Annotated in this window: 16 protein-coding genes; 9 read left to right on the top strand and 7 right to left on the bottom strand. The window is 72.2% G+C overall.

Annotation, left to right across the window (positions count from 1 at the left end; translation table 11 throughout):
• Positions 1-8 precede the first annotated feature (8 nt).
• Genes EV385_RS00895 through EV385_RS00880 form a run of 4 tightly spaced genes read left to right on the top strand, consistent with a single transcriptional unit; the run spans position 9 to position 3,465 of the window.
• A complete protein-coding gene (locus EV385_RS00895; protein WP_130507705.1) occupies positions 9-410 on the top strand; it encodes a GPW/gp25 family protein in 402 nt (133 codons plus the stop codon).
• Positions 411-465: 55 nt separating this feature from the next.
• On the top strand, positions 466-2,424 hold the full coding sequence (locus EV385_RS00890; RefSeq protein ID WP_130507704.1) for a putative baseplate assembly protein: 1,959 nt from the start codon (positions 466-468) through the stop codon (positions 2,422-2,424).
• Positions 2,421-2,978 (top strand): phage tail protein, encoded by a 558-nt coding sequence (locus EV385_RS00885; RefSeq protein ID WP_130507703.1) that lies wholly within the window; start codon positions 2,421-2,423, stop codon positions 2,976-2,978. Before EV385_RS00890 ends, EV385_RS00885 begins: the two co-directional genes overlap by 4 nt.
• On the top strand, positions 2,971-3,465 hold the full coding sequence (locus EV385_RS00880) for a zinc-ribbon domain-containing protein (RefSeq protein WP_130507702.1): 495 nt from the start codon (positions 2,971-2,973) through the stop codon (positions 3,463-3,465). Before EV385_RS00885 ends, EV385_RS00880 begins: the two co-directional genes overlap by 8 nt.
• A gap of 123 nt (positions 3,466-3,588) precedes the next feature.
• On the opposite strand, the gene EV385_RS00875 is transcribed toward EV385_RS00880, so the two are convergent.
• The 5 genes from EV385_RS00875 to aceA form a co-directional block, all read right to left on the bottom strand.
• On the bottom strand, positions 3,589-5,766 hold the full coding sequence (locus EV385_RS00875; protein WP_130507701.1) for an ATP-binding protein: 2,178 nt from the start codon (positions 5,764-5,766) through the stop codon (positions 3,589-3,591).
• Between the two features lie 113 nt (positions 5,767-5,879).
• Complete coding sequence (locus EV385_RS00870; protein WP_130512985.1) at positions 5,880-6,494, bottom strand: dihydrofolate reductase family protein; 615 nt, start codon at positions 6,492-6,494, stop codon at positions 5,880-5,882.
• Between the two features lie 123 nt (positions 6,495-6,617).
• Positions 6,618-8,027, bottom strand: a complete 1,410-nt coding sequence (locus EV385_RS00865) for a COG1470 family protein (protein ID WP_130507700.1) — start codon at positions 8,025-8,027, stop codon at positions 6,618-6,620.
• A 162-nt stretch (positions 8,028-8,189) separates the two neighbouring features.
• On the bottom strand, positions 8,190-9,815 hold the full coding sequence (aceB, locus tag EV385_RS00860) for a malate synthase A (protein ID WP_130507699.1): 1,626 nt from the start codon (positions 9,813-9,815) through the stop codon (positions 8,190-8,192).
• Between the two features lies 1 nt (position 9,816).
• A complete protein-coding gene (gene aceA / locus EV385_RS00855; RefSeq protein WP_130507698.1) occupies positions 9,817-11,106 on the bottom strand; it encodes an isocitrate lyase in 1,290 nt (429 codons plus the stop codon).
• Between the two features lie 128 nt (positions 11,107-11,234).
• On the opposite strand from aceA, the gene EV385_RS00850 reads away from it, so the two are divergent.
• Entirely contained in the window at positions 11,235-12,707 is a 1,473-nt protein-coding gene (locus EV385_RS00850) for an XRE family transcriptional regulator (protein ID WP_207229727.1), read from the top strand.
• 50 nt (positions 12,708-12,757) lie between these two features.
• Here the strand turns inward: EV385_RS00850 and EV385_RS00845 are convergent, their stop codons facing one another.
• Both EV385_RS00845 and EV385_RS35890 read right to left on the bottom strand, forming a co-directional pair.
• The gene (locus EV385_RS00845; RefSeq protein WP_130507696.1) at positions 12,758-14,710 is read right to left on the bottom strand and encodes a hypothetical protein; all 1,953 of its coding nucleotides are present in this window, start codon (positions 14,708-14,710) and stop codon (positions 12,758-12,760) included.
• Between the two features lie 79 nt (positions 14,711-14,789).
• Positions 14,790-15,128, bottom strand: coding sequence for a DUF5615 family PIN-like protein (locus tag EV385_RS35890; protein WP_165449348.1), 339 nt, complete (start codon positions 15,126-15,128; stop codon positions 14,790-14,792).
• 471 nt (positions 15,129-15,599) lie between these two features.
• Between EV385_RS35890 and EV385_RS00830 the strand changes: the two genes are divergently transcribed.
• The 4 genes from EV385_RS00830 (at position 15,600) to EV385_RS00815 (ending at position 22,040) form a co-directional block, all read left to right on the top strand.
• Positions 15,600-17,294: a glycosyltransferase family 39 protein gene (locus EV385_RS00830; protein ID WP_165449347.1), complete on the top strand. Its 1,695-nt coding sequence runs from the start codon at positions 15,600-15,602 to the stop codon at positions 17,292-17,294.
• 221 nt (positions 17,295-17,515) lie between these two features.
• Positions 17,516-19,207, top strand: a complete 1,692-nt coding sequence (locus EV385_RS00825; RefSeq protein WP_207229726.1) for a glycosyltransferase family 2 protein — start codon at positions 17,516-17,518, stop codon at positions 19,205-19,207.
• Positions 19,204-20,364: a glycoside hydrolase family 113 gene (locus EV385_RS00820; RefSeq protein WP_130507694.1), complete on the top strand. Its 1,161-nt coding sequence runs from the start codon at positions 19,204-19,206 to the stop codon at positions 20,362-20,364. Before EV385_RS00825 ends, EV385_RS00820 begins: the two co-directional genes overlap by 4 nt.
• Before the next feature lie 68 nt (positions 20,365-20,432).
• On the top strand, positions 20,433-22,040 hold the full coding sequence (locus EV385_RS00815; RefSeq protein WP_207229725.1) for a hypothetical protein: 1,608 nt from the start codon (positions 20,433-20,435) through the stop codon (positions 22,038-22,040).
• Positions 22,041-22,312: the final 272 nt, after the last annotated feature.

The following is a 22,312-nucleotide window of genomic DNA, read 5'->3' as shown; positions in this document are numbered from 1 at the left end:
GGCCGCGGATGGCGTACGACTTCATCGGCAACGGGTGGGCGTTCCCGGCCGCGATCTCGCGTACCGGGTCGGTGCGGCTGGTCAGCGGCGTCGACGAGGTGGACGCGGCGATCCGCATGATCCTGTCCACGGTGCCGGGGGAGCGGGTGATGCGTCCCGAGTTCGGCTGCGCCATGTGGGAGCAGCTGTTCGCCCCGATCACCGCGGGCACGCTGGGGCTGATCGAGCAGGCCGTCCGGGAGGCCCTGGAACGCTGGGAGCCGCGGATCGAGCTGGAATCGGTGCTGGCCTCGGGCGAGCAGGGCACCGGCACCGTACACATCGTCGTCGCCTACCGCATCCGGGCCACCAACGACGTACGCAACCTGGTGTTTCCGTTCTATACCATCCCGACCGAGGAGCCGGCATGAGCGAGTGCACCGAGCGTAGCGAGGGCCGCGAGCGCATGCCGAAAGGAGGCGCGGCATGAGTCTGCCCGCGCCGGACCTGGACGACCGCCGCTTCCAGGACATCGTGGACGAGGCGAAACGGCGGATCAACCGGCTCTGTCCCGAGTGGACCGACCACAACGTCTCCGACGCCGGGGTGGCCATCGTCGAGTTGTTCGCCTGGATGACCGAGATGACCCTGTACCGGCTCAACCAGGTCCCCGACCGCCTGTACGTGAAGTTCCTCGAACTCGTCGGGGTCGAACTGTTCTCCGCGGTGCCCGCCCGCGCCGACGTGCTGTTCCGCCTCACCACGCCCCGCGAGGACGTGGTCCGGGTCCCCGCCGGCACCCAGGTCAGCACGGAGCGCCGCGAGGACGAGGAACCGGTCGTCTTCCTCACCGACACCGAGTTGCAGGTCACCCCGCCCGAGCTGACCGCGTGCCTGACCCACACCGGCGACCGGTACACCGACCACTGGGACAGCCTGCGCACCGAGGCGTCGTCAGTGCGGCTGTTCCCGAGCCTCAGCCACGACGAGGCGGTGTACTTCGGGCTCGCCGAATCCGCGGCGGGCAACCTGCTGCGCCTCGACGTGCACACCGGCCCCGAGGGCGCCGGGGTGGACCCGCGCCGCCCGCCCCGCGTCTGGGAGGCGTGGGACGGCCAGCAGTGGCACGACGTGCGCATTCTGGAGGACACCAGCGCGGGTTTCAACAGCCCGGGCCAGGTCACGCTGCTGCTGCCCGCCCGGCACGAGGCCCTCGCGATCGGCTCGCGCCGGGCGCACTGGCTGCGCTGTCGCCTGGTCCGCGCGGTCGAGGGCCAGCCCGAGTACACCAACCCGCCGGAACTGGAGTCGCTGTCGGCGGTCGCCCTGGGCGGGGCGGTGCCCGCCCACCACGCCGAACCGGCCCCGGCCGAGCTGCTCGGCGCCAGCACCGGCCGCCCCGGCCAGGTCTTTCAGGTACGGCGGGTGCCGGTGCTGCCGCGCCGCCACGACGAACACGTACGGGTGGTGCTGCCCCGCCACGAACGCACCGGCGAACCCGAGGAGCAGGACTGGATGGAGGTCGCCGACCTGGCCGACGCCACCGAGGACGACCGGGTCTACACGTGGTCGGGGGCGACCGGGGAGATCCGGTTCGGGCCGCGCGTGCTGGACCGCAACGGCCAGGTGTGGCAGCACGGCGCGATCCCGCCCATCGACGCGCAGGTCTACGTCACCGGCTACCGGTTCGGCGGGGGCCGCCGCGGCAACGTCGCCGCCGACCGGCTGACCGTGCTGCACACGTCGATCCCGTTCGTCGCCTCGGTCACCAACCTGGATCCCAGCGCGGGCGGGGTGGACGCCGAGACGGTGGAGAACGCGAAGGTGCGCGGCCCGATGCTGCTGCGCGGCGGCCGCCGCGCGGTCACCGCCGAGGACGTGGAACGGCTCACCCTGGACGCCGCCCCGAGCGTGGCCCGGGCCCGCTGCCTGCCCCCGGCGTCCCCGGACGAGCCGGCCCGCCTTCTGGTGGTCCCGCGCGTCGACATCGCCCCGGAGGCGCTGACCCTGGACGACCTGGCGATCTCCGACGAGCTGGAGGAGCAGATCAAGGCGTACCTGGAGCCGCGGCGGCTGCTCACCATGCGGCTGCGCATCGACTCGCCCCGCTACCAGGGGGTCAAGGTGGTCGCCGAGGTGCGGGCCGGGCCGGGGGTGCGCACCGAGACCGTCCGGGAACGCGCCGAGCGGGCGCTGTACGCGTACCTGAACCCGCTCACCGGCGGACCGAGCGGGCAGGGCTGGCCGTTCGACACGGACCTGCGCCTCGGCGACGTGTACGGCGTGCTGCACGGATCGTTCGGCGTGCAGGGGGTGGAGGCCGTACATTTCTTCTCCGCCGACCTGCGCCGCAAGCGCACCCTGGACCAGGTGGAGCAGCGGCTGCGCCTCATGCCGGAGGCGCTGTTCATGTCGTACGAGCATCGGGTGGTGGTGCAGCAGTGACCGTCACGACCGGTTGGCTGGTGGGCCAGTTGCCCCGGGTCATGGCCACCGACCCGGTGCTGCGCGGGTTCGTGTCCGCGTTCGAGGAGGTGGCCGACACCGTCCGGGAACGCATCGACAGCGTCGAGCACCAGATCGACACCGGCCTGGCCAGCCCGGAGATGTTGCAGTACCTGGGCGCCTGGCTGGGGGTGGAGCTGGAGCCCACCGACCCGGCCGAGTACCGGCGTTCCATGGTCCGCGAGGTGGGGCGGCTGCTGGGCTGGCGGGGCACCCGGTTCGGGGTGGAGGCCCTGCTGGAGGCGGCCACGGGCGCGCGGGTCACGGTCCTCGACGCGGGCGGGGTGTACGGCCGCAACGACACCGTTCCGCCCACCGACCCGGTCGTGGTGGTGCAGATGGACCACACGGGCCACCTCACCGAGCGGCAGGTCCTCGGCTTCCTGCAGAGCGAGCTGCCACTGGGCGCCCGGGTGCGGCTGGACGTCCGGTTCCAGCCGCAGACCGCCCGCGGCCGGGCCCGCCCGGTGGACGGCGGGGGCGGCAATGGTTGAGCGCGGCGGCGGGGTGCGGCAGATGCCGTGTCCGGACTGCGGCTCCCCGGTGCGCCCCGACGTCGAGCAGTTGTGCCCGCGCTGCGGCTACCCGCTGATGTTCCTGCGCGCGCCCGCCGAGGACGACGCCCGCGCGGTGCCGCGCGCCCCGAACGAGAAGGACGACCCGACCGGCCTGCTGCGTTCGGCCCCCGGCCGGGCCGACACCCGCCAGTTCCCGGCGGCAACGTATGGCCGCCCGCCCGTCGCCCCGGGCCAGGTCGCCTGCCCCCGCTGCGGCTTCGGCAACGAGGCGGTACGGATCCGCTGCGAGCGGTGCGGCCACGAGCTGCAGCCGGCCCGGCCGGAGCCGGTGGTGCTCGGGCCGCCCATGCCACCCCAGCAGCCGCACCGCGACAGCTGGGGCTGGGTGATCGCCCTGATCGTGCTCGCGGTGCTGGCGCTGCTGGTGCTCGCCGGCGTGCTCGTCTGGACCTATTCGCGCTGACCAACCCGGTGCGGGACGATCGGCGAGAGCCGCGCCCCATCGCGGCGGTCACGCGCCAGCAGGTCGAGTGGATCGTGCCGCCAGGGTCCGTACCGTGAGGACACCCGGCTGTTAGCTGCCTGCCTACACGTCGGCGAACGGGCTTGCCAGCAACCGGCCCTGGTGCGAGGCGGTGTAGGTCGGGTGCGACATGGTGGGCAGGGCCAGGTCCGTGGCGCCGGGGAGGGTGAAGCGCATCCGGGTGCCGCCGCCCGGATTGTCGGACACCGTGATGGTGCCCTCGTGCCGGTCGACGATCCGCTGGCAGATGCTCAGGCCGAGCCCGGTGCCGGCGTAGCCACGATGGCTGGCGGAGCGGTGGAACGACGTGAACACGTGGGGCTGATCCGCGGCGGGGATGCCGATGCCCCGGTCGGCGATCTCGATGACGGCCGTGCCGTCAGCCGTTGCCTGGCTGGAGATGGCGATCTGGGCGGGCTGCCCCGGCCGGGTGTACTTGAGCGCGTTGCCGATGAGGTTGTCGAGGAGCTGGCGGATCATCGCCGGGTCCGCGTGGACGACCGGCAGCGGGCCGGTGTGGATGGTCGGCAGCTGAGCCTCGGGGGTGCCGCTGGCGCGCAGCGGGGCGGTGCGCTCGTTGACGACCTCGGCGACGAGGGCCCGCAGGTCGACCGGTTCGCGGTGCAGTTGGGCGTCGCGGGCGGTGGCGTAGGCCAGGAGATCGTCGATCAGCCCGCGCATCCGGTCGGTGCCGCTGCGGATCCGGTCCAGCGCGGGGCGCAGCTGGGTCGGCTCGGTCGTGCCGGCGTCGAGGTGGTCGTCCAGGATTTCGGCGAATCCCGCGACCCCGCCGAGCGGGCCCTTCAGGTCGTGCGCGACGACACCGGCGAAGGCCTCCAGGTCGGCCTCGCGGTCACGCAGCACGGTGATGTCGGAGGCGGAGCAGACCGCGCCGATGATGCGTCCGGTGTGGTCGTGCAGCGGCCGGGCGTCGACCAGGAGGTTGCGCCGGGGCCGCCCGGCGGGCTCGATGGTCATCTCCTCGCCCCGGACGGACTGGCCGAACAGGGCGCGGGCCAGCGCCCGGTCCAGATCGTCGGCACCCGGGTTTCCGGCACCGGTGCGGTCGTCCACCCGGGTCCAGTCGTAGACGGCGTGGTTGGCATGCACGATGGCGCCCGTGTTGTCGCAGGTGAGCACCGCCGTGTCGAGGGTGTCCAGGACCTGCATCAGGTAGGTCTTCTGCCCGAGGAGTTCGTCGCGGGCCGTGCTCAGCCGGGCGGTGGCGGCGCGGACCCGGGCCTCGGCGCGGGCGCGCCCGGTGGCCAGGACCCACACCAGGCCGGCCGAGAGCAGGCCGAGCAGCGTTCCGACGGCGGTGACCAGCAGCGGTAGCCGGGTCACGCCGCCCGGCAGCCGCTTCGCGACGGAGTCGACCGTCAGCGACCAGGTCCGGTCGGCGACCGAGACGTCGGTGGTGCGACTGAGGTCGCGCTTTCCGGGCAGGCCGGCGGTCAGCGCGGCGACCCCGAGCTGGGTGCCGTCCACGCCGGGGGCGTGCAGGGTGACGTCGATCAGGTTCTGGGAAAGCCGGGTCAGGGTGGCACCCATGAAGTCCTGCCCGCGCATGGCCATGACCACCCAGCCGCGGAACTGGCGCTCCCCGGCCGTAGTGGCGGGCCCGTACACCGGGGCGGTGAGGGCGAACGAGAGCTGCTGCCGCGTGGCGGGCAGTTGCCGGTCCGAGAGCAACTGGTACGCGTCGGAGACGGTGACCTGGCCGGTGCGGCGGGACCGGGCCAGCGCCTGAGCCGGTGCGGAGGCCGTGGAGAAGTCGGTGCCGGTCGTGGTCGGCCGACCGTCGAAGCGCCGGCTGACGACCGAGAAGATGTGCTCGCTGGACCCGTCGGTGGGGCGCAGGCTCAGCTTCGGGACGCCGCGGGCACGCCAGCGCGCCTGCGTCGCGGCGACGTCGTCGTCGGAACTGGGCACGAGGAAGCCGACCGAGGCGGCGCCGGCCAGCCGCATGTCATCCAGCGGCTGCACCGCCTGCTCAAAACGGGCGGCGGTCAGGGTCTCCGAGCCGCCCAGGCCCGCGGCGACCATGCTCAGCGTGTCGACGTAGCGGCCGGCCTCGGCGGTCACCGCCGCCGCCACCAGCGAGGCACGCCGGTCCAGCTGCTGCTGGGCCGCGTCACGCTGCTCGCCGGCCACCAGCGTCGCCACGCCCGCGGACCCGACGAGACCGGCCACCGCGACGAGCGCCGCGAGGATGCCGGCCGTGCGAAGCTGCTTGGTCAACCGCGCGGGCGTAAGTGTCACACCACCCGCGTCGGCGGGGCCCGCGATTCACTGATAGCCGGTTCCCGATTCGCTCCCGAGCGATCACCGGGCCGAAACCCCACCGGCGATCGTTAGCTTCCCTCGGGCACCTGGTCCTTGACGTCGTCGTAGCCGACCTTGGCCGGGGCCTCGGCCGGCGTGTAGATCACCCGGATCACGCCCGTCGGGAACGCCTCGGTCGCCAGCACCTTCAGGTGGTAGGGCGCGTCGCCGTCGTCGAACAGCCGGCGGCCCTTGCGCGCCGCCACGGGGTGCACCAGCAGCCGCAGCTCGTCGATCAGCCCCGCCGCCAGCAGTTGCTGCACCACGGAGATCGACCCGGGGATGAGGACGCCCTTGACGCCCGCGTCGGCCTTGAGCGCGGTGACGGCCTCGACCAGATCGCCCTTGATCAGCTCGGAGTTCCGCCAGCTGAGCTCCAGCGGCTGGCGGGACACCACGATCTTGCGTACGTCGCCGAGCTGCTTGGCGAACCCGGCGTCGTCGCCGCCGGCCGCCTCGCGCTCGGGCCACGCCCCGGCGAAGCTGTCGTACGTCTCCCGGCCGATGAGCAGCACGTCCGCGGTGCCGTAGTCCTCGGTGACGGCCCGGCCCATGTTCTCGTCGAAGTACGGGAAGTGCCAGTCGGGGTCGATCTCGGCCACACCGTCGGCCGAGATGAACAGGGTGGAGATGACCTTTGCCATCGCGGAGATCCCCTCGAGTCGGGTGTGGTGCGAAGTGGACCGGCCCAGCATCCCGCACGATATCGCCCGGCCACGGATCCCGCCCGCGACCGCGGTGACCTTCACGCGGCGGGAGTGTGAACGTCAGCGCAGCGGGCCGATGCGGATTCCGGTGAGTGCCACGGCGGCGGGAGCCGCCCCGCCCGTGGCGGCGCGGGGCCGCACCAGCACGTAGTCGATGCCGCCGTGCCCGGACGCGTCGGCGACCGCGAGGTCGGACTTCACCTCGCGGGTCAGGTCGCGGTACGCGACCTCCATCTCGAGGGTGTCCGGGTTGAGCGGGGTGAGCTTGATGGACCCGCCGAGCGCGTCCGCCCCGAAGTCGATCATCATGGGGACGGTGTTGCATTTCGCCGGGTCGTCGGCGCTGGAGGAGGTGAGGACCTTCCTGCCGTCCGGGCCGGCGACGATCGCGACGCTGCGCGCGTCCTCGCACCCCGCGACGATCACCGTGCCGGGATCGGCGCTGGCCAGGAAGCCCTGGTTGCGGAACGCGTCGCTGGCCAGCACCCCGGGCCCGACGCCACCCAGGTCCACGTCGCGGGCCCCGTCACCGGTGGCCGACGCGGACGGCGACGGCGGCGCCGACGACGCCGGGGCGGAGGACGGGGCCTCGCTGGCGCTCGCGGACGCGGACGGCGCCGCCGCCGACGACGCGGCCACGCTGGGGGCGGGCGGTGGCGCGGCGGCGCTCTGCGGGGCGTTGGCCGCGCCGTTCTGGGGTGTCTTGTCGTCGTGCTTGTTCGCGTTGACCACCAGGGCGGGCACCGCGATCGCGGCGGCCACCAGGGCGACCGCGGCACCGATGCCCGCCACTTTCGCGAACTTCGACGCGAAGCGGGGCTGCTGGACGAAGGTGGCCGTACCGGTGCCCGCGGCGGCACCGGGCAGGTCCGGCGTCGCGGTGATGGTGAGCTGCCGCTGCTTCTCCCTGTTCCACGGCAGGGGAGCCTGCACCGACAGCAGGGCCTGCGCGGACGTGCCGGGCGGCAGGTCCACCCAGGCGGGCTGGAACTCAGGCCGCACCCGGCGTTCCGGGTCGGTGGCGGCCAGGTACAGCCGGACCGGGGCGTTGCCGCCGTTGGCGATCTCCAGCGTGTAGCGTCCGGTCCGGCCCCCGGTCACCACCTCCGGGGTGGCCCGCACGGTGATCTCCTCGACGGCGGCCAGCTGCAGCGGCACCTCGACGCAGCGCGACACGTCGTCGCGGTACCGCGACTTCACCAGCGCCCCGAGCACGTACGTCCCGGCGGGCGCGGGCGGCTGCACCGGCAGCGTCACCCGTACGGTGAGGGTGCCCGTCTCGGACGGGCGCAGCTTGGCGACCTCCGGCTCGGTGCGGACCGTGGCCCCGTCGGGAAGGCCGAGCAGTTCGAGGCCGTAGTGCTCCACGATGTCGCTGGCGTTGCGCACGGTCACGTCGAAGGTGAGGGCTTCGCCGGGTGACGCGTCGGCCCGCTCAGGCGCCACCGTCACCCGCAGCGGCAGGGTCATCGCGCCTCCCGTGACTGCGTCCCGTGCCCACCAGGGTAAACGTCATCCTGGCAGCGCGGCGGCGGCGCCACAATCACCGCCCGTCCGGCGCGGGAGTCCGGTACCCGACGGGCACGCGAAGCGGCCCGGGGGCTTGCACCCCCGGGCCGCAGCTGCCACCGATCAGGCAGCTATCGCGGGCTGGGTGGCGGGCGTCGCCACGCCGCCGCCCATGTGCCGCAGATACGCCGGCAGCGTCAGGAACTCCGGACACGTACGCTCACTGAGCAGCACGGTCAGCAGCGTGCGCGCCTGGCCGAACAGCCGCGCCGACTCCTCGTCCAGTGCTCCCGTCTCGCTGAGCACGTCGAGTTCCTCCCGCAGGAACCGCATCACCAGGCCCGCCGTGACCGGCACGCCGTAGTCGGTGGGGGTGCCCTGCGCGATCCACTGCCACAACTGGGCCCGGCAGATCTCCGCCGTGGCCGCGTCCTCCATGAGGCCGTTCAGCGCGACCGCGCCCCGCCCGCCGAGCCAGGCCGCCACGTAGCGCAGCGCGACACTGACCGACGTCCGCAACGCCACCTCGCTGACCGCGACCGAGCCGAACCGGACGTCGAGCAACTGCTCCGCGGTGACCTGAACGTCGTCGCGGCGCCGCACGATCTGGTTCGGTTCGTGGCCGAGCCACTGGTCGAAGACCTCCTTGCAGGTCTCCACCAGGCCGGGGTGGGCCACCCACGAGCCGTCGAAGCCGTCGCCGACCTCGCGCCGCTTGTCCTGCCGGACCTGGTTGAGCGCGCGCTTGGCGGCCACCGGGTCGCGGCTGGGCACGACGGCGGCCATGCCGCCGATCGCGTGGGCCCCGCGCCGGTGGCAGGTGCGCACGAGCAGTTCCGTGTACGCCCGCATGAACGGCGCGGTCATCGTCACCTGGGCGCGGTCCGGCAGGACCACGTCCGGGCGATTCTTGATCATGCTGAACAGGTAGTCCCACCGGCCCGCGTTCAGGCCGGCCGAGTGCTCGCGCAGCTCGTAGAGGATCTCCTCCATCTCGAACGCGGCCGTGATCGTCTCGATGAGCACCGTCGCGCGGATCGTGCCGCGGGCGATGCCCAGCCGTTCCTGGGCGAAGACGAACACGTCGTTCCAGAGGCGGGCCTCCAGGTGACTTTCCAGCTTCGGCAGGTAGAAGTACGGCCCGGAGCCCCGGTCGAGCTGCTTCTGTCCGCAGTGGAACAGGTACATCCCGAAGTCGAACAGCGACGCCGACACCGCCCGGCCGCCGATGCGCACGTGGCACTCCGGCAGGTGCCACCCGCGCGGGCGCACCATGATGGTCGGCAGGGTCTCGCCGACCCGGTACTCCTTGCCGTCCGAGGCTGTGAAGTCGATCTTTCCGTCCAGCGCGTCCTTGAGGTTGAGCTGGCCGGTGATGATGTTGTCCCAGGTCGGTGCGGTGGCGTCCTCGAAGTCGGCCATCCACACCTTGGCACCGGAGTTGAGCGCGTTGACCGTCATCTTGCGCTCCGGCGGACCGGTGATCTCGACCCGGCGGTCGGTCAGATCCGGCACCGGCGGGGCCACCTGCCACGACTCGTCATCGCGGATGACCTTCGTGGACGGCAGGAAGTCCAGCTCCGTGGTCCGGGTGGCCCGCCGCCGGCGGCGCCGGTCCAGAAGCTGGACCCGGCGCGCGCCGAACTCGCGATCCAGAGCGACGACGAAGTCGATCGCCTCCGGAGTCAGGATCTCCGTGTACCGGCCCTCGGCCGAGCCGGTGATCGTGATCTCCTCCTGGGTACGCATGTCAGAACTGCTCTTCCTCAGTGGAGCCCGACAGCGCGGTGGTGGAGGAGTCCGGGTTCAGCGCGGTGGAGACCGCGTCGAAGTACCCGGTGCCGACCTCGGCCTGGTGCTTGGTGGCGGTGTAGCCGATCGCCTCGTTGGCGAACTCCGCCTCCTGCAGCTTCACGTACGCGCTCATGCCGGTCTCGGAGTAGCCCTTGGCCAGCTCGAACATCGAGTGGTTGAGGGCGTGGAAGCCGGCCAGCGTGACGAACTGGAACTTGTACCCCATCGCGCCCAGCTCGCGCTGGAACTTGGCGATGGTGTCGTCGTCGAGGTTGCGCTTCCAGTTGAACGACGGCGAGCAGTTGTACGACAGCATCTTGCCGGGGTGCTCCTTGTGCACCGCCTCGGCGAACTGCCGCGCGAACTCCAGGTCCGGGGTGCCGGTCTCGACCCAGATCAGGTCGCAGTAGTCCGCGTACGCGAGGCCACGGGCGATGGCGGCCTCGGGGCCGCTGCGGACCCGGAAGAAGCCCTCGGCGGTGCGCTCACCGGTCACGAACGGCTTGTCGCGCTCGTCCACGTCCGTGGTCAGCAGGTCCGCCGCGAGGGCGTCGGTGCGGGCGATGATGAGCGACGGCACGCCGGCCACGTCGGCCGCCAGGCGCGCCGCGTTCAGCGTACGGATGTGCTGCGCGGTCGGGATCAGCACCTTGCCACCGAGGTGGCCGCACTTCTTCTCCGAGGCGAGCTGGTCCTCCCAGTGCACGCCCGCGGCGCCCGCCGCGATCATGCCCTTCATCAGCTCGAACGCGTTGAGCGGGCCGCCGAAGCCGGCCTCCGCGTCGGCCACGATCGGGGCCAGCCAGTCACGCTCGTCGCGACCCGCGGCGTGGTCGATCTGGTCCGCCCGCAGCAGGGCGTTGTTGATGCGCCGCACGACCGCGGGCACCGAGTTCGCCGGGTAGAGGCTCTGGTCCGGGTAGGTGTGCCCGGACAGGTTCGCGTCCGCGGCCACCTGCCAGCCGGACAGGTAGATCGCCTTGAGCCCGGCGCGGACCATCTGGACCGCCTGGCCGCCGGTGAGTGCGCCCAGCGCGTTGATGTAGTCCTCGTTGTGCAGCAGATCCCACAGCTTGCGGGCGCCCCGCTCGGCCAGGGTGTGCTGCTCCTGGACGGTGCCCCGCAGCTTCACCACGTCCTGCGCGGTGTAGCTGCGCTTCACGCCAAGCCAACGCGGATCGCCGGCCCACGCCCGAGTGAGGTCCGCGGCGGTACCGCCCCTGACTTCGGTCGACTGATCGCTCATCAGATGGTTCCTTTCCCGTGTTTCTTCCTGCTGATCGGTGGAAGAACTCGACTGTTGCGCACCGCGCAACCCCCGAAGAAGGGCGATGTGAGGAGAAGAAGCGAAGAAATTCTGATAGCGTGAAACGCGTGTCCGCTTCGCCTCTCGCCGCCACCCCGTCCCCCGACGGTCAAGTTGATCTCGTCACACTTGGCCAGCGGTTGCGCCACCTCCGCCGCGCCAAAGGCATGACCCTCGACCAGCTCAGCGCCGCCGTCGGCCGCGCCCCGTCGCAGCTGTCGCTCATCGAGAACGGCAAACGCGAACCCAAGCTCAGCGTGCTGCAGGCCATCGCCGCCGCCCTCGGGGTCGGCGTCCAGGACCTGCTGCGCCCCGAGGCGCCCAGCCGCCGCGCCGGGCTGGAGATCGAGCTGGCCCACTTCCAGCGCCAGGGCGCGTACGCCGCCCTCGGCCTGCCCGTGGTGCGCGGCGGCCGGCGGCTGCCCGCGGACGCCCTGGAGTCGCTGATCGGCCTGCACCGCGAGCTGACCCGCCTGCTCACCGAGCAGAGCGCCACCCCCGAGGTGGCCCGCCGGGCCAACCAGCAGCTGCGCGCCGACATGCGCCGCCGCGACAACTACTTCCCCGAGATCGAGCAGGCCGCCGCGCGCGTCCTGGAGTCCGTGCGGCACACCACGGGCCCGCTGTCCCAGCGGGGCATTCTGGACATCGCGGAACAGCTCGGCTTCACGCTGAGCTACGTCAGCGACCTGCCCGGCTCCACCCGGTCCATCACCGACCTGCGCAACCGGCGTATCTACCTGCCCCAGGTGGCCAGCGGCAAGGGCCACGACCCCCGCGCGGTCGTGCTGCAGACGCTCGGGCACTTCGTGCTCGGCCACCCCGAACCCGCCGACTTCGGCGACTTCCTGCGCCAGCGGGTCGAGGCGAACTACTTCGCCGCGGCGCTACTCATGCCGGAGAAGTTCGCGGCGGACTTCCTGGCCGCGGCCAAGGCCGACAAGGCCCTGGCCATCGACGACTTCCGCGACGCGTTCGGGGTGTCGTACGAGACCGCGGCGCACCGCTTCACCAACCTGGTGACCCACCACTTCGGCATCCCGGTGCACTTCACCCGGGTGCACGAGAGCGGCACCATCTACAAGGCGTACGAGAACGACAACGTGCGTTTCCCGTCGGACGTGACCGGGGCCATCGAGGGCCAGCACGCCTGCCGCAAGTGGGCGTCGCGCACGATCTTCCAGGCCGAAGACCCGTACTCGTCGTTCTACCAGTTCACCGACACCGTGTCGGGGACGTACTGGTGCACGGTGCACATCGAGTCGACCCGCTCGGGGGAGTTCTCCGTGACCGTGGGCACGCCGTACGAGCACGCGCGCTGGTTCCGTGGCGGCGACACCACCCGGCGTACCGTCTCGACCTGCCCCGACCCGCAGTGCTGCCGGCGGCCCCCCGCGGAGCTGGTGGCCCGCTGGGCCGGGCACGCCTGGCCGAGCGCCCGGGTGCACGCCCACCTGCTGGCCGCGCTGCCGCCGGGCACCTTCCCCGGCGTCGACGCCCAGGACGTGTACGAGTTCCTCCAGCGCCGCTCCGTCAGCTAGCCGGGCGTCCGGCCGGCGCTCGTCGCCGCACCGCTGACGGCGGCAGCCACCTACCGGGTCGCGTGCAGGGCCGCCCGGCACAGGGTCAGCAGCTCCTCGTCGTCGCGCACGCCGGTGAGGCTGCGGGCGTTGTCGGCCGCCGTGTGGCGGCGGCTGCGGCGCAGCTCGGCCAGCAACAGGGGACGGGCCGTCGCGGCGTCCGGTCCCATCTGCGCCCACACCGTCGCGGCGACCCGGCGGCTGAGCGGGTTCGTCCGCCACAGCCGCTCCAGCACGGGCATGGTCGCGGCGCCGTCACCGGCCGCACACCACAGGGCCTGGGCGGCGGGCTCCTGCAACCAGACGTCGTCCTGCCGGAGCAGGTCGCGTAGGTAGGGCGCGAAGTCGGCCAGGGGAGCGCCGACCTCGGCGATGAGCGACGCCAGGTCACGGCGGGCGTACTCGTCGTCGCGGAACCGGGCGAGCACCGTCCTCGCCGCCGCGTCGTCGGCGCACACTCGCCAGCTCGCCCGCGCGGCGGCGATCGCGTCGATCCGGGGCCCGGTCGCGGCGGCGTCCCGCAACTGCCCCCGCGCTTCCCGCGCCGCCGGCCCGAATCCGGCCAACGCCCCGATGCTGCCCCGGTCGAGCGGCGCGGCCAGCAGGTCCGGGGTGGCCACGGCAGCCGCGGAACCGATCCGGCCGAGCGCGCCGACCAGATCGTGCCGACGGCGGTCGCCGACCGGTAGCTCCCGCCAGCGCCGGACGATCAACGGCACGAGTTCCGCGGCACCCTCGCCGAGCCGGCCCACGTACTCGCCCACGTCACGAGGCAGGTTCTCCACCTCGAGCGCCCAGGCGAGCATGGGAACCGCACGTAGGTCACCCGTGCCGACCAGCGCCCGCAACGCGGGACCGATGCCCGTCGAGCCGGAGTCGAACGCGACCACCCACGGCGCCTTCTTGTTCATCGCGGCCTGACCGACCATCCGGTCGGAGCGTTCGAGCGCGCCGACGAGCGCGTCGGCCGCCGGAGCCGCCAGGACATCCATCCGTTCGAGCACCTCGACGGCTGCCGCCCGGCAGGAAGCTGGTCCGCGCGTGACCTCGTCGCCGACCAGGCCGACCAGGGGCGCGAAGTCCGCACGCCACCCCTCGACCAGGTAACGGGCGGGGGCCAGGGCGCTCAACCGGTACTTGCGCTCGGGCGAGCTCAACAGCGCGGTCAGCAGATCGATGCGCGCCCCGACCTGGTCTCCCATCGAGTGGCTCAGGCCCAGTACCTCGTCGCCCAGGTTGACCCGGCGCCGCGGTGCGGTGCCGAGCTGGGTCAGCAGCGTGAGCGAATCCGCCACGGTCACCGGCGGCCCGCCGAGCGGCGTCAACGCGATCGCCTGCGTCAGCGCCGCCACGCGCACTCCCGGGTCCGGGTCGGTGATGGGCACCTCGGCGAGCCAGGCCCCGGTTTCGGCGCCGGCACCGCTGCGCCGGGCGAGCTCCGCGACGGCACCGACGATGGCCGTCCGGGTCCGCGCGTCGGCTTCCTCGGTGAAGCGCTTCCGGAGCGCGCTGTGCACCTCGCCCGCGTGATCCCGGCAGGCGAGCAGGGCGGTGCAGGTGGCCGCGCGGACCGCCGGCACGTGGTCGGTCAGCAGCCCAAGCCACATTCGGTACGCGGCGGACACCGCCCGGTTGGCCCGCGCCTCGGCGTCGGTCAGGGTGCCGGCGTACCTGGCGTTGCCGATGCTGGCCAACAGCTCCACCAGGTCGGCCCGTCCCGGTCGCCGCCGGTCGGCCACCATGCGCAGCAGGAACGGGACCGCCGCCACCGTGCAGTCGTACACGTCGCCCTGGTGGTGCACGGCGCCGTACAGGAAATCCAGCGCGCCCTCGCGCACGGCCGGATCGGTGTCGACGAGTTCGCGCAACCGCTCCGGCATGGTGGTCGCGGCGCCGTAGGCATGGCTCATCCGCCCCCACGGCACGTCGTCGACGCCGGCGAGAAGATCGGCGGACTCGGTCATGGGACCAGATCATGCCATCCACGTGACGCCGTCGGCCGGGCTTGGAAAGCCGAGCGCCGTCGCGGCGCGGCGGTCCCACTCATCGCAGCCAGACGACGTCGTCCCGGCCCGGCAGTTCATGCGCCGCCAGCAGCTCGTCGAGGGCCTTCTCGAGCCGGTGCAGCCCGGAAGCCGTGCGGGGAAAACGCCGGCTCGACACGAACCTGATCCCGGCGTGACCGGATCCCTGCTGGGCCAGGCGCGCGAAGTCGCCGACGTTCTCCGTGACGACGCACCGGTTGTTTCGCGCTGCCCACGCCAGTACGTCGTCGTCGGTCTTCGCCGCCTGCCCCGGCTCGACCCAATGGTGAACGCGCTCTCTCGGACCAGCGTGGGCTGTCGTGGCACGAAATGGCTCCGACCTGGGAGGGACAGCCATCGAAAATCTTGATTAACATCGCTTTAGCCCGGCATGCCACCAGTAACTCGGAGTACTTCATCGGCGGCACGTTGCTGGACTCGTCCAGCGGCGGGGGAGCGCAGCCCGGTGTCACCACCACGCACACGGTGAACATAAGGGATTCAGTGGGCGACAGACCGTGCTCGCGCGGTGGAACAACGCCGACACGGTCAACGCCCTCTACTCCTGTGTGGACCTCAACATCGACTGTGGCGGCAGCAGCCCGCCGAGGACCCGCGGGGGTGGGCGCTCGCCGCCCGGCTGCGCACCGAGTGGCGTGCCGAGTCCGAGACCATGCGGCACTGGTTGCTGGGCTGGCGGCAGCCGCTCACCGCGGATTCGGCGGACCGGGCAGGGTGACCGCACTCACTGCGGGCCGCCGACGTGGCGGAACCGCGCGTCCCGGTCCGCATGACCTGGACCGGGCGCCTTTGCCGGTGTGCATTTCGGATGGATCGGGCGTGGTGCCACGGACGGTTTCCGGTCGGCTCCCAGCCACGATCACGGCTCGGCTGCGTCATCGTTTTGTGGCGCGTGTGTTACGCGCATACTTCGCGTCACAGTGATCTATTCAAGTTTGCCGACATCCCTTATGCTTCCGCTCCTGTGAACACGACCTCCCTGCCGATTGCCGGCGCGAACGGCGATGTCTACATCCCGGTGCCGCGGCGCCCCGATGCGGGTGCCGTCGCGATTCCGGCGCAGCCGCCGAATTCAGGCGAGGCCGCAATCACCGGCAGCCCGGCGTGGCGGGCCGTGGCGTGGGTCGTGCCGGCAATCGTCACGATGGCGGCTGCCAGCGTCGGGATCACCGGTCCCGGGCTCTGGGCGGACGAGCTGGCCACCTGGGGGATGACCGGGGTCTCGTGGCCGGAGACGTGGCGCCAGCTCGGCGGCACCGACGCCACGTTGGGTGCGTACTACGTGTTCATGCACCTGTGGTGCGCCGTGTTCGGCGACTCGGACCTGGCCCTGCGTGTGCCGTCCGTGCTCGCGATGGCCGGCGCCGCGGCCGTGGTCGGCCGGATCGGCACCCGGCTGCTCAGTGCCCGGGGTGGGTTGGTCGCCGGGCTGCTGTTCGCCGTACTGCCGGTGACCGCCCGCTTTGCGCAGGAGGCGCGCCCGTACGCGATGGCCGTGTTCTTCGCCGCCGTCGCGACGCTGCTGTTGGTGCGCCTGCTGGACGGCCGCACGTTCCCGAATGGCCTGGCATACGCGCTGTGCCTCACGGTCCTCTGCTATGTGCACCTCATCGGGGGACTGCTCGTCGTGGCGCACGGACTGGCCGTGTGGATCCTGCAGCGCCCGATGCTGTGGCGGTGGATTCGTACCGCTGTTCTCGGCATCATCCCGGTCCTTCCGTTGGTGGTTCTCGGCCGTCGGCAGAGCGCCCAGACCAGCTGGATCGAAAAGGACCCATGGGGTGCGATGGAACACTACGTCCAGTCATTCTTCGGTTCCGCTCTGCTGACCGGTGCCGTTCTCATCATCGGTCTGGTGGGGCTTGGCCGTCAGCGCGCGTCGATCGTCGGCGGTGCCGTGGCGCTGATTCCGACGGCCACCCTGCTCGCCGTCGGCACGATGATTCCGCTGTGGCAGCAACGCTACATTCTGTTCACCGTTATCGGCTGGGTCCTGCTGGTGGCGACCGCACTGGAGCGCCGTGGCACCGTGGTGGTGCTCGCGGTCAGCGCCTGCCTGGCCGCCGCGGCCATTCCCGGCCAGCGTGAGGTGCGCACGCCCGCCGAGCGGCTGCAGGACACCAAGGCCGCGGTCGCGCTGATCAACCGGGACTTCCGGCCGGGCGACGGCATCGTGTACGGCCTGACCGACCGTGGACCGGGCGTGCTCAACCGCGACATCATCGCGCACTACCTGCCGGCCGAGCGCCGCCCCAAGGACCTTCTGGTCCAGCGTCCGATGCGGACCGCCGGTTACATGGTGGCGAGCGAGTGTGCCGACGTGGCGCGCTGTCTGGGCACGACCCGACGGATCTGGGTGCTGCGCCTGGGCATCTACCCCGACCCGATCGCCGAACTCGACGGCACGAAGACCACCGTCCTGCGTCGGGACTACACGATCGCCGGCGCCTGGCAGACGACCGGGCTGACCATCGCTCTACTGCAACGCAACGGGGGAAGTTGATGACACACACGACCGAACCGCCGACCGTCCGCATGCCCGTGCCGCGCCAGGCGGCGCCACGCCCGGCCGATCCGCCCGTCCCAGCCCGGGGGCGGGCGGCACCGCAGAGCCCGGCGCCGTCCGGAAGCGTGCCGCCGCGTCCCGTGCCGCCGACTCGGGTCGTGCCGCCGCCGCGGGCCGCGCCGCAGAGCCCGGTACCGGCTGCGGGCATGCCGCCGCGCGTGACGCCGCCGCCGGCCGTGCCGCAGCGGGCCGTGCCGCAGCGTCCCGTGCCGCAGCGGGCCGTGCCGCAGCGGGCCGTGCCGCAGCGCACGGCGGCGCCTGCGATGAACCGGCAGGGACGGCATCCGCAGGCGGACCGCCCGCCGGTGGGCGCACCGCAACCGCCTGCGACGGCCCCGCCCCGCTCGGGCCGGCCTGCGCTCCTCGACGCCATGACCGAGATCATCCGGATGCCGGCTCCGTCCGAGACGAGCGTCCTGCCGGCGACCCGGTTGCCGGTGAGCGCCTCGGCGAGTCGCATGGCGCGGCGACACGACGCATGGCGTCCGCGGTTCTGGATCCTCTTCGTGACGTTCCCGATCGTCCTCGCCGCCACGCTGGCGCAGAGCGTGCAGTCCACCGGGCCGCTCGGGCCGATCGTCACGGTGCTCTGGACCTACCCGATCATCGGCACCCTGGTGGGCCTGTGGGGCGCCTGGATCACCCGGCGGCGCCTGACCAACGCCCCCGCGGACGACGTCGCGGCTCCGTGCCCGGACCGGCTGGTCGTGGTCGTGCCCACCATCGGCCGCCACGACACCTACCCGGCGCTGGAGCGGGCGGTCCGGTCCTACATCACCTATCTCCCGGAGTGCTTCCCCCGGCTCCGCGTCGACGTCGTCATCGAGGAGGGCTGCGAGGCCGCGGAAAGCATCGCCGAGCTCGGCGCGGTCAGCCGCTACATCCGCGTCGTCACGGTGCCCCGCAGCTACCGCACGCCGAACGGCACCCGGTTCAAGTCGCGCGCCAACCACTACGTGCACGAGCTGCGGCTGGCCCAGCACGAGGACCGCGACGACGTGTGGATCCTGCACATGGACGACGACACCGGGGTCGGCCTGGACACCGCGGTCTCGATGGCCAACTTCATCCGCCGGCAGCGGGCTGCGGGCGCCGACGGCAAGCACCTCGCGCAGGGCATCCTGACCTACCCCCGGGAGAACGCGCGGAACCGGCTGACCTGGCTGGCCGATGCGCTGCGACCGGTCGCCGACGTCACCACGTTCTCCGCGTTCACCGGCAACGGCACTCCGCTTGCGGGTGTGCACGGGGAACTCCTGCTCGTCCGTGCCTCCGTCGAGGCGCAGATCGGTTGGGACTTCGGCCCGGACGCCATCGTGGAGGACGCGCAGTTTGCCCTCATCTTCAGCCGGCTGCACCCGGGCCGCAGCGCATGGTTCCCCGGCCGCTGCTACGGCGCGTCGCCGGCCAGCGTGCGCGACTTCCTCAAGCAGCGGGAACGCTGGGCGTGGGGCCTGGTCGGGCTGGCGTTCAACGCGAATGTTCCGCTGCGCGACCGGCTGTTCATCGGGTACTCGGTGCTGTCGTGGATGATCGGCCCGTTCGGGCACATCGGCTTCGTGCTGCTGCTGGGCGCCGCGCTGGGATCCGTCGACACCGTGCCGATCACCCTGGCGGTCCTGCCGATCTGGGCGCTGAACATGGCCTATGCCGTCTGGCTCTACTGGGAGGGGCTGCGGATGAACGTCGCCGTGTCCCAGCGTGGCCGGCGCACCTGGTGGGAGGGCCTCGTGGTGATCGCACTGATCCCGGTCTTCGCCCTCATGGAAGGCATTGGCGGCCTGCGTGGCCTGTACCGCTACCTGCGCCGTACCGAGAACACCTTCGTCGTGATCGCGAAGCCGGCATGAGGTCGCGCGGACTGGCCCGCCTCGTCTCGGTGGTCATGCTCGGCACGATGCTGAGCGCCTGCAGTGGCGAGGACGATCCGCTGTCGCGGATCCATGCATACGATCCCAGCCGGCCGGGGGCGCCTACGGCGTCCGGCGGCACTCAGGAGCCGCCGCCGAAGCCGGTGGCGCGGCCCTGGCGGGCAGGCATGCGCCAGTACGGCATCGCCGTCTACTGGGAGCGGAACACCAAGGACAGTGACCAGACGGTGCGGGCGAAGGCGCGCAGGATTCTCGACTGGGTGGTCTCCACGGGCGCGAACTCGGTGTCCTTGTCATACCCGTTCACGATGTCCGGCATCACCAGCAGCAGGATCAACGACGACGGTCCGATGACCCCGACGGCCGGCCAGATCGGCATTGTCCTCGAGGAGGCCCGCGCGCGCAGGCTGCGAGCCGCCCTGCGTCCGATCCTCAGCGAGAAGAACCTCACCGCCAAGGATCCCAAGGCGTGGCGTGGCACCATCGCCCCGGCCGACCGGGACGAGTGGTTCGCCAGCTATGCGGCCATGATCTCGAAGTACGCCAAGCCGGCACAGACCTTCGGCGCGGCCAGCATCATCGTGGCCACGGAGCTGAACTCGATGGAACGCGACCGGCGATGGAGCCGGGTGACCAAGGCCGCCGCCCAGGTCTTCCGAGGGGAGCTCGGCTACTCGGCCAACCACGACCGGCTGCCTGGTTCGATGCCGATCAGCGGTGTGGTGAAGTCGGTCGACGCGTACCCGCCGGTGAACCTGCCGGACAGCGCGACCGTTGCGCAGCTCACCGCCGCGCTGGACGCCTGGCTGGAGGCGAACACCGTCGGCGCCACGCCCGAGCTGGTGCTCGCCGAGGTGGCCATCGGTGCCCGCCGGGGTGCGTACAAGAAGCCGTTCTCGACGGCGCCGAACGGCCCGCTCGTCCCCCGGATCCAGCAGCGCTGGTTCGACGCCACCTGCGAGCTGATGCGCCGGCGCGACCTCGGCGGCATCTACTACTGGATGATCAACTTCGACGCGGATCCGCGCACGGTGAAACCCACCGCTGCCGCGCCGATGGACTTCGTCGGAGGCGAGAGCGTGGGCAACGTACGTGCCTGCTTCGCGCGGCCGGCCGAGCGGAAGTCCGGAACCTGAATGCGCTGCGTACGGCCGTCCGCGGTTTGCTGAACGCCGGCTCCGGCGGCGAACCGTTGCGGCGACCGGTGCTCGCGACCGCGGGCACGGCACTGCTCGCGACGATTCTGTGGCTGCTCGCACCGCCGATGGGGGTGGATCTGGCGGCGCAGGTGGCGCGGGCCGACTTCTGGGCCCGGCACGGCCCGGCCGTCCTCGACCTCGGCTGGTACGGGGGCGGCTCGCCGTACCAGTACAGCCTGGTGACGCCGCCGCTGATGGCGTGGCTGGGCGGTGGTATCTCCGGAGCCCGCTGGCTGGGTGCGATCGCGGCCGTCGTCGCGGCGGTGCTGCTCGCCGCACTTCTGGTGCGCACCGGCGCGAGACGGCCCGTGCTGGGCGGCGTGGTCGGCGTGGTCGGCATCGTCGGCAACCTGGTCTCCGGCCGGATCACGTTCACGGCCGGTCTGGCCGTCGGCCTGGCGACCCTGCTCGTGATGACCGCGCGGCACACCGGCGTACGCCGGGCCGGCGCGGTCGTCGGCGGCGTCCTCACCGCCGCCACCAGCCCGGTGGCCGGACTGTTCTGCGGCCTTGCCGGCGCCGCGCTGCTGCTGGCGTCCCGCAGGCGCCGCCCGGAGGGCTTCCTGCTGGCGGCCGGAGCGGGGCTGGCCATCGGAGCCGTGTCGGCGTTGTTCGGTTCGGCCGGCCCGATGAACCATATTCCGTCCGACACGCTGCGCTCCGCCACGGTGAGCCTGCTCGTCGCGGTGCTGGTGGCGCAGCCGGTGATCCGGGTGGGCGCGCTGCTGTCCGCGGCCGGGGTGGTGGCCGCCGCGGTCCTGCAGACCCCGGTCGGACTCAACGCCGGACGGCTCTCCGCCACGTTCGCCCTCGCCGTGCTCGCCGCCCATGTGATCCCGCCGCGCTGGGCCCGCCCGCGCTGGGTCCGCCCCCGGCTGCGGCGGCCCGCCCTGGGGCTGACCGCGATGCTCGTCGCGGTGGCGGCCTGGCAGCATCCCGTGGCGTTGCGCGAGTTCAGCCACGCCGGTGACCCGATGGCGTCGCCCGGCCGGTACGAATCGCTGATCGCGCAGGTACGACGGTTCGCCCCGGTCGGCCGGATCGAGGTCGTACCCACCCGTGCCTACTGGGAGAGCGCCCGGCTCGCCGGCGAGGTCCCGCTGGCCCGCGGCTGGCTCCGGCAGGCCGACATCGCCCGCAACGGGTTGTTCTTCGAGCCTCGCCTGACCTCGGAGGGGTATCGGCGCTGGCTTCAGGGCAAGGGTGTCTCCCTGGTGGCGATCTCGGAGGGTCCACACGGCTCGTTCGGCATGCAGGAGGCGCGGCTGGTCCGTCAGCGTCCGCCGTACCTGAGGCAGGTCTGGCACGGCGACGGATGGACCCTGTTCCGGGTGGACGGGCCCCCGGCAGTCGTCGAGGGCGCGACGCTCCTGTCGTCCACCGACGCGGAGCTCGCCGTGTTCGCGCCGACCCGGGGTGACGTCCTGGTCCGGATCGCCTGGTCGCGATGGCTCAGCGTGCGCGGGCCGTCGGCCTGCCTGACCCCCGGTGCCGACGGCTGGAGCACGCTGCGGGTCCGCGAGCCGGGAACGTACGCTCTGACCGGTTCCTTCAGCCCCGGCCCCAGGTGTGCGGCGGCGCAGGGGACCGGCAGCGCGGCCGCTCGCCCGTAGGTCCGTCAATTGTGAACTCCCGCAATCGTCCGCTGTTCCGGTGTGGACCGTCCGAGCTCGACGATGATGCCGCTCTACCTGCGGGGCATCGTTGTATCGAAAATCTTGGTTAAGTCTCTTTACTGTTAACACTGTTTAACTTATGTTTGTGCGCACACCTCGAGGACGGCGTCTCCAATCGCCGCACGTCGATGTGAAGAACCCGTCCCTCACCCACCCGCGGTGGGCCGGGCGCCCCCACGCCCGGCCCGCCGACCCATGAAGCAGCCCAT

The sequence above is a fragment of the Krasilnikovia cinnamomea genome (genome assembly GCF_004217545.1).
In the GTDB taxonomy this organism is placed as follows: Bacteria; Actinomycetota; Actinomycetes; order Mycobacteriales; family Micromonosporaceae; genus Actinoplanes; species Actinoplanes cinnamomeus.
This window is presented reverse-complemented; position numbering and strand designations above follow the sequence as displayed.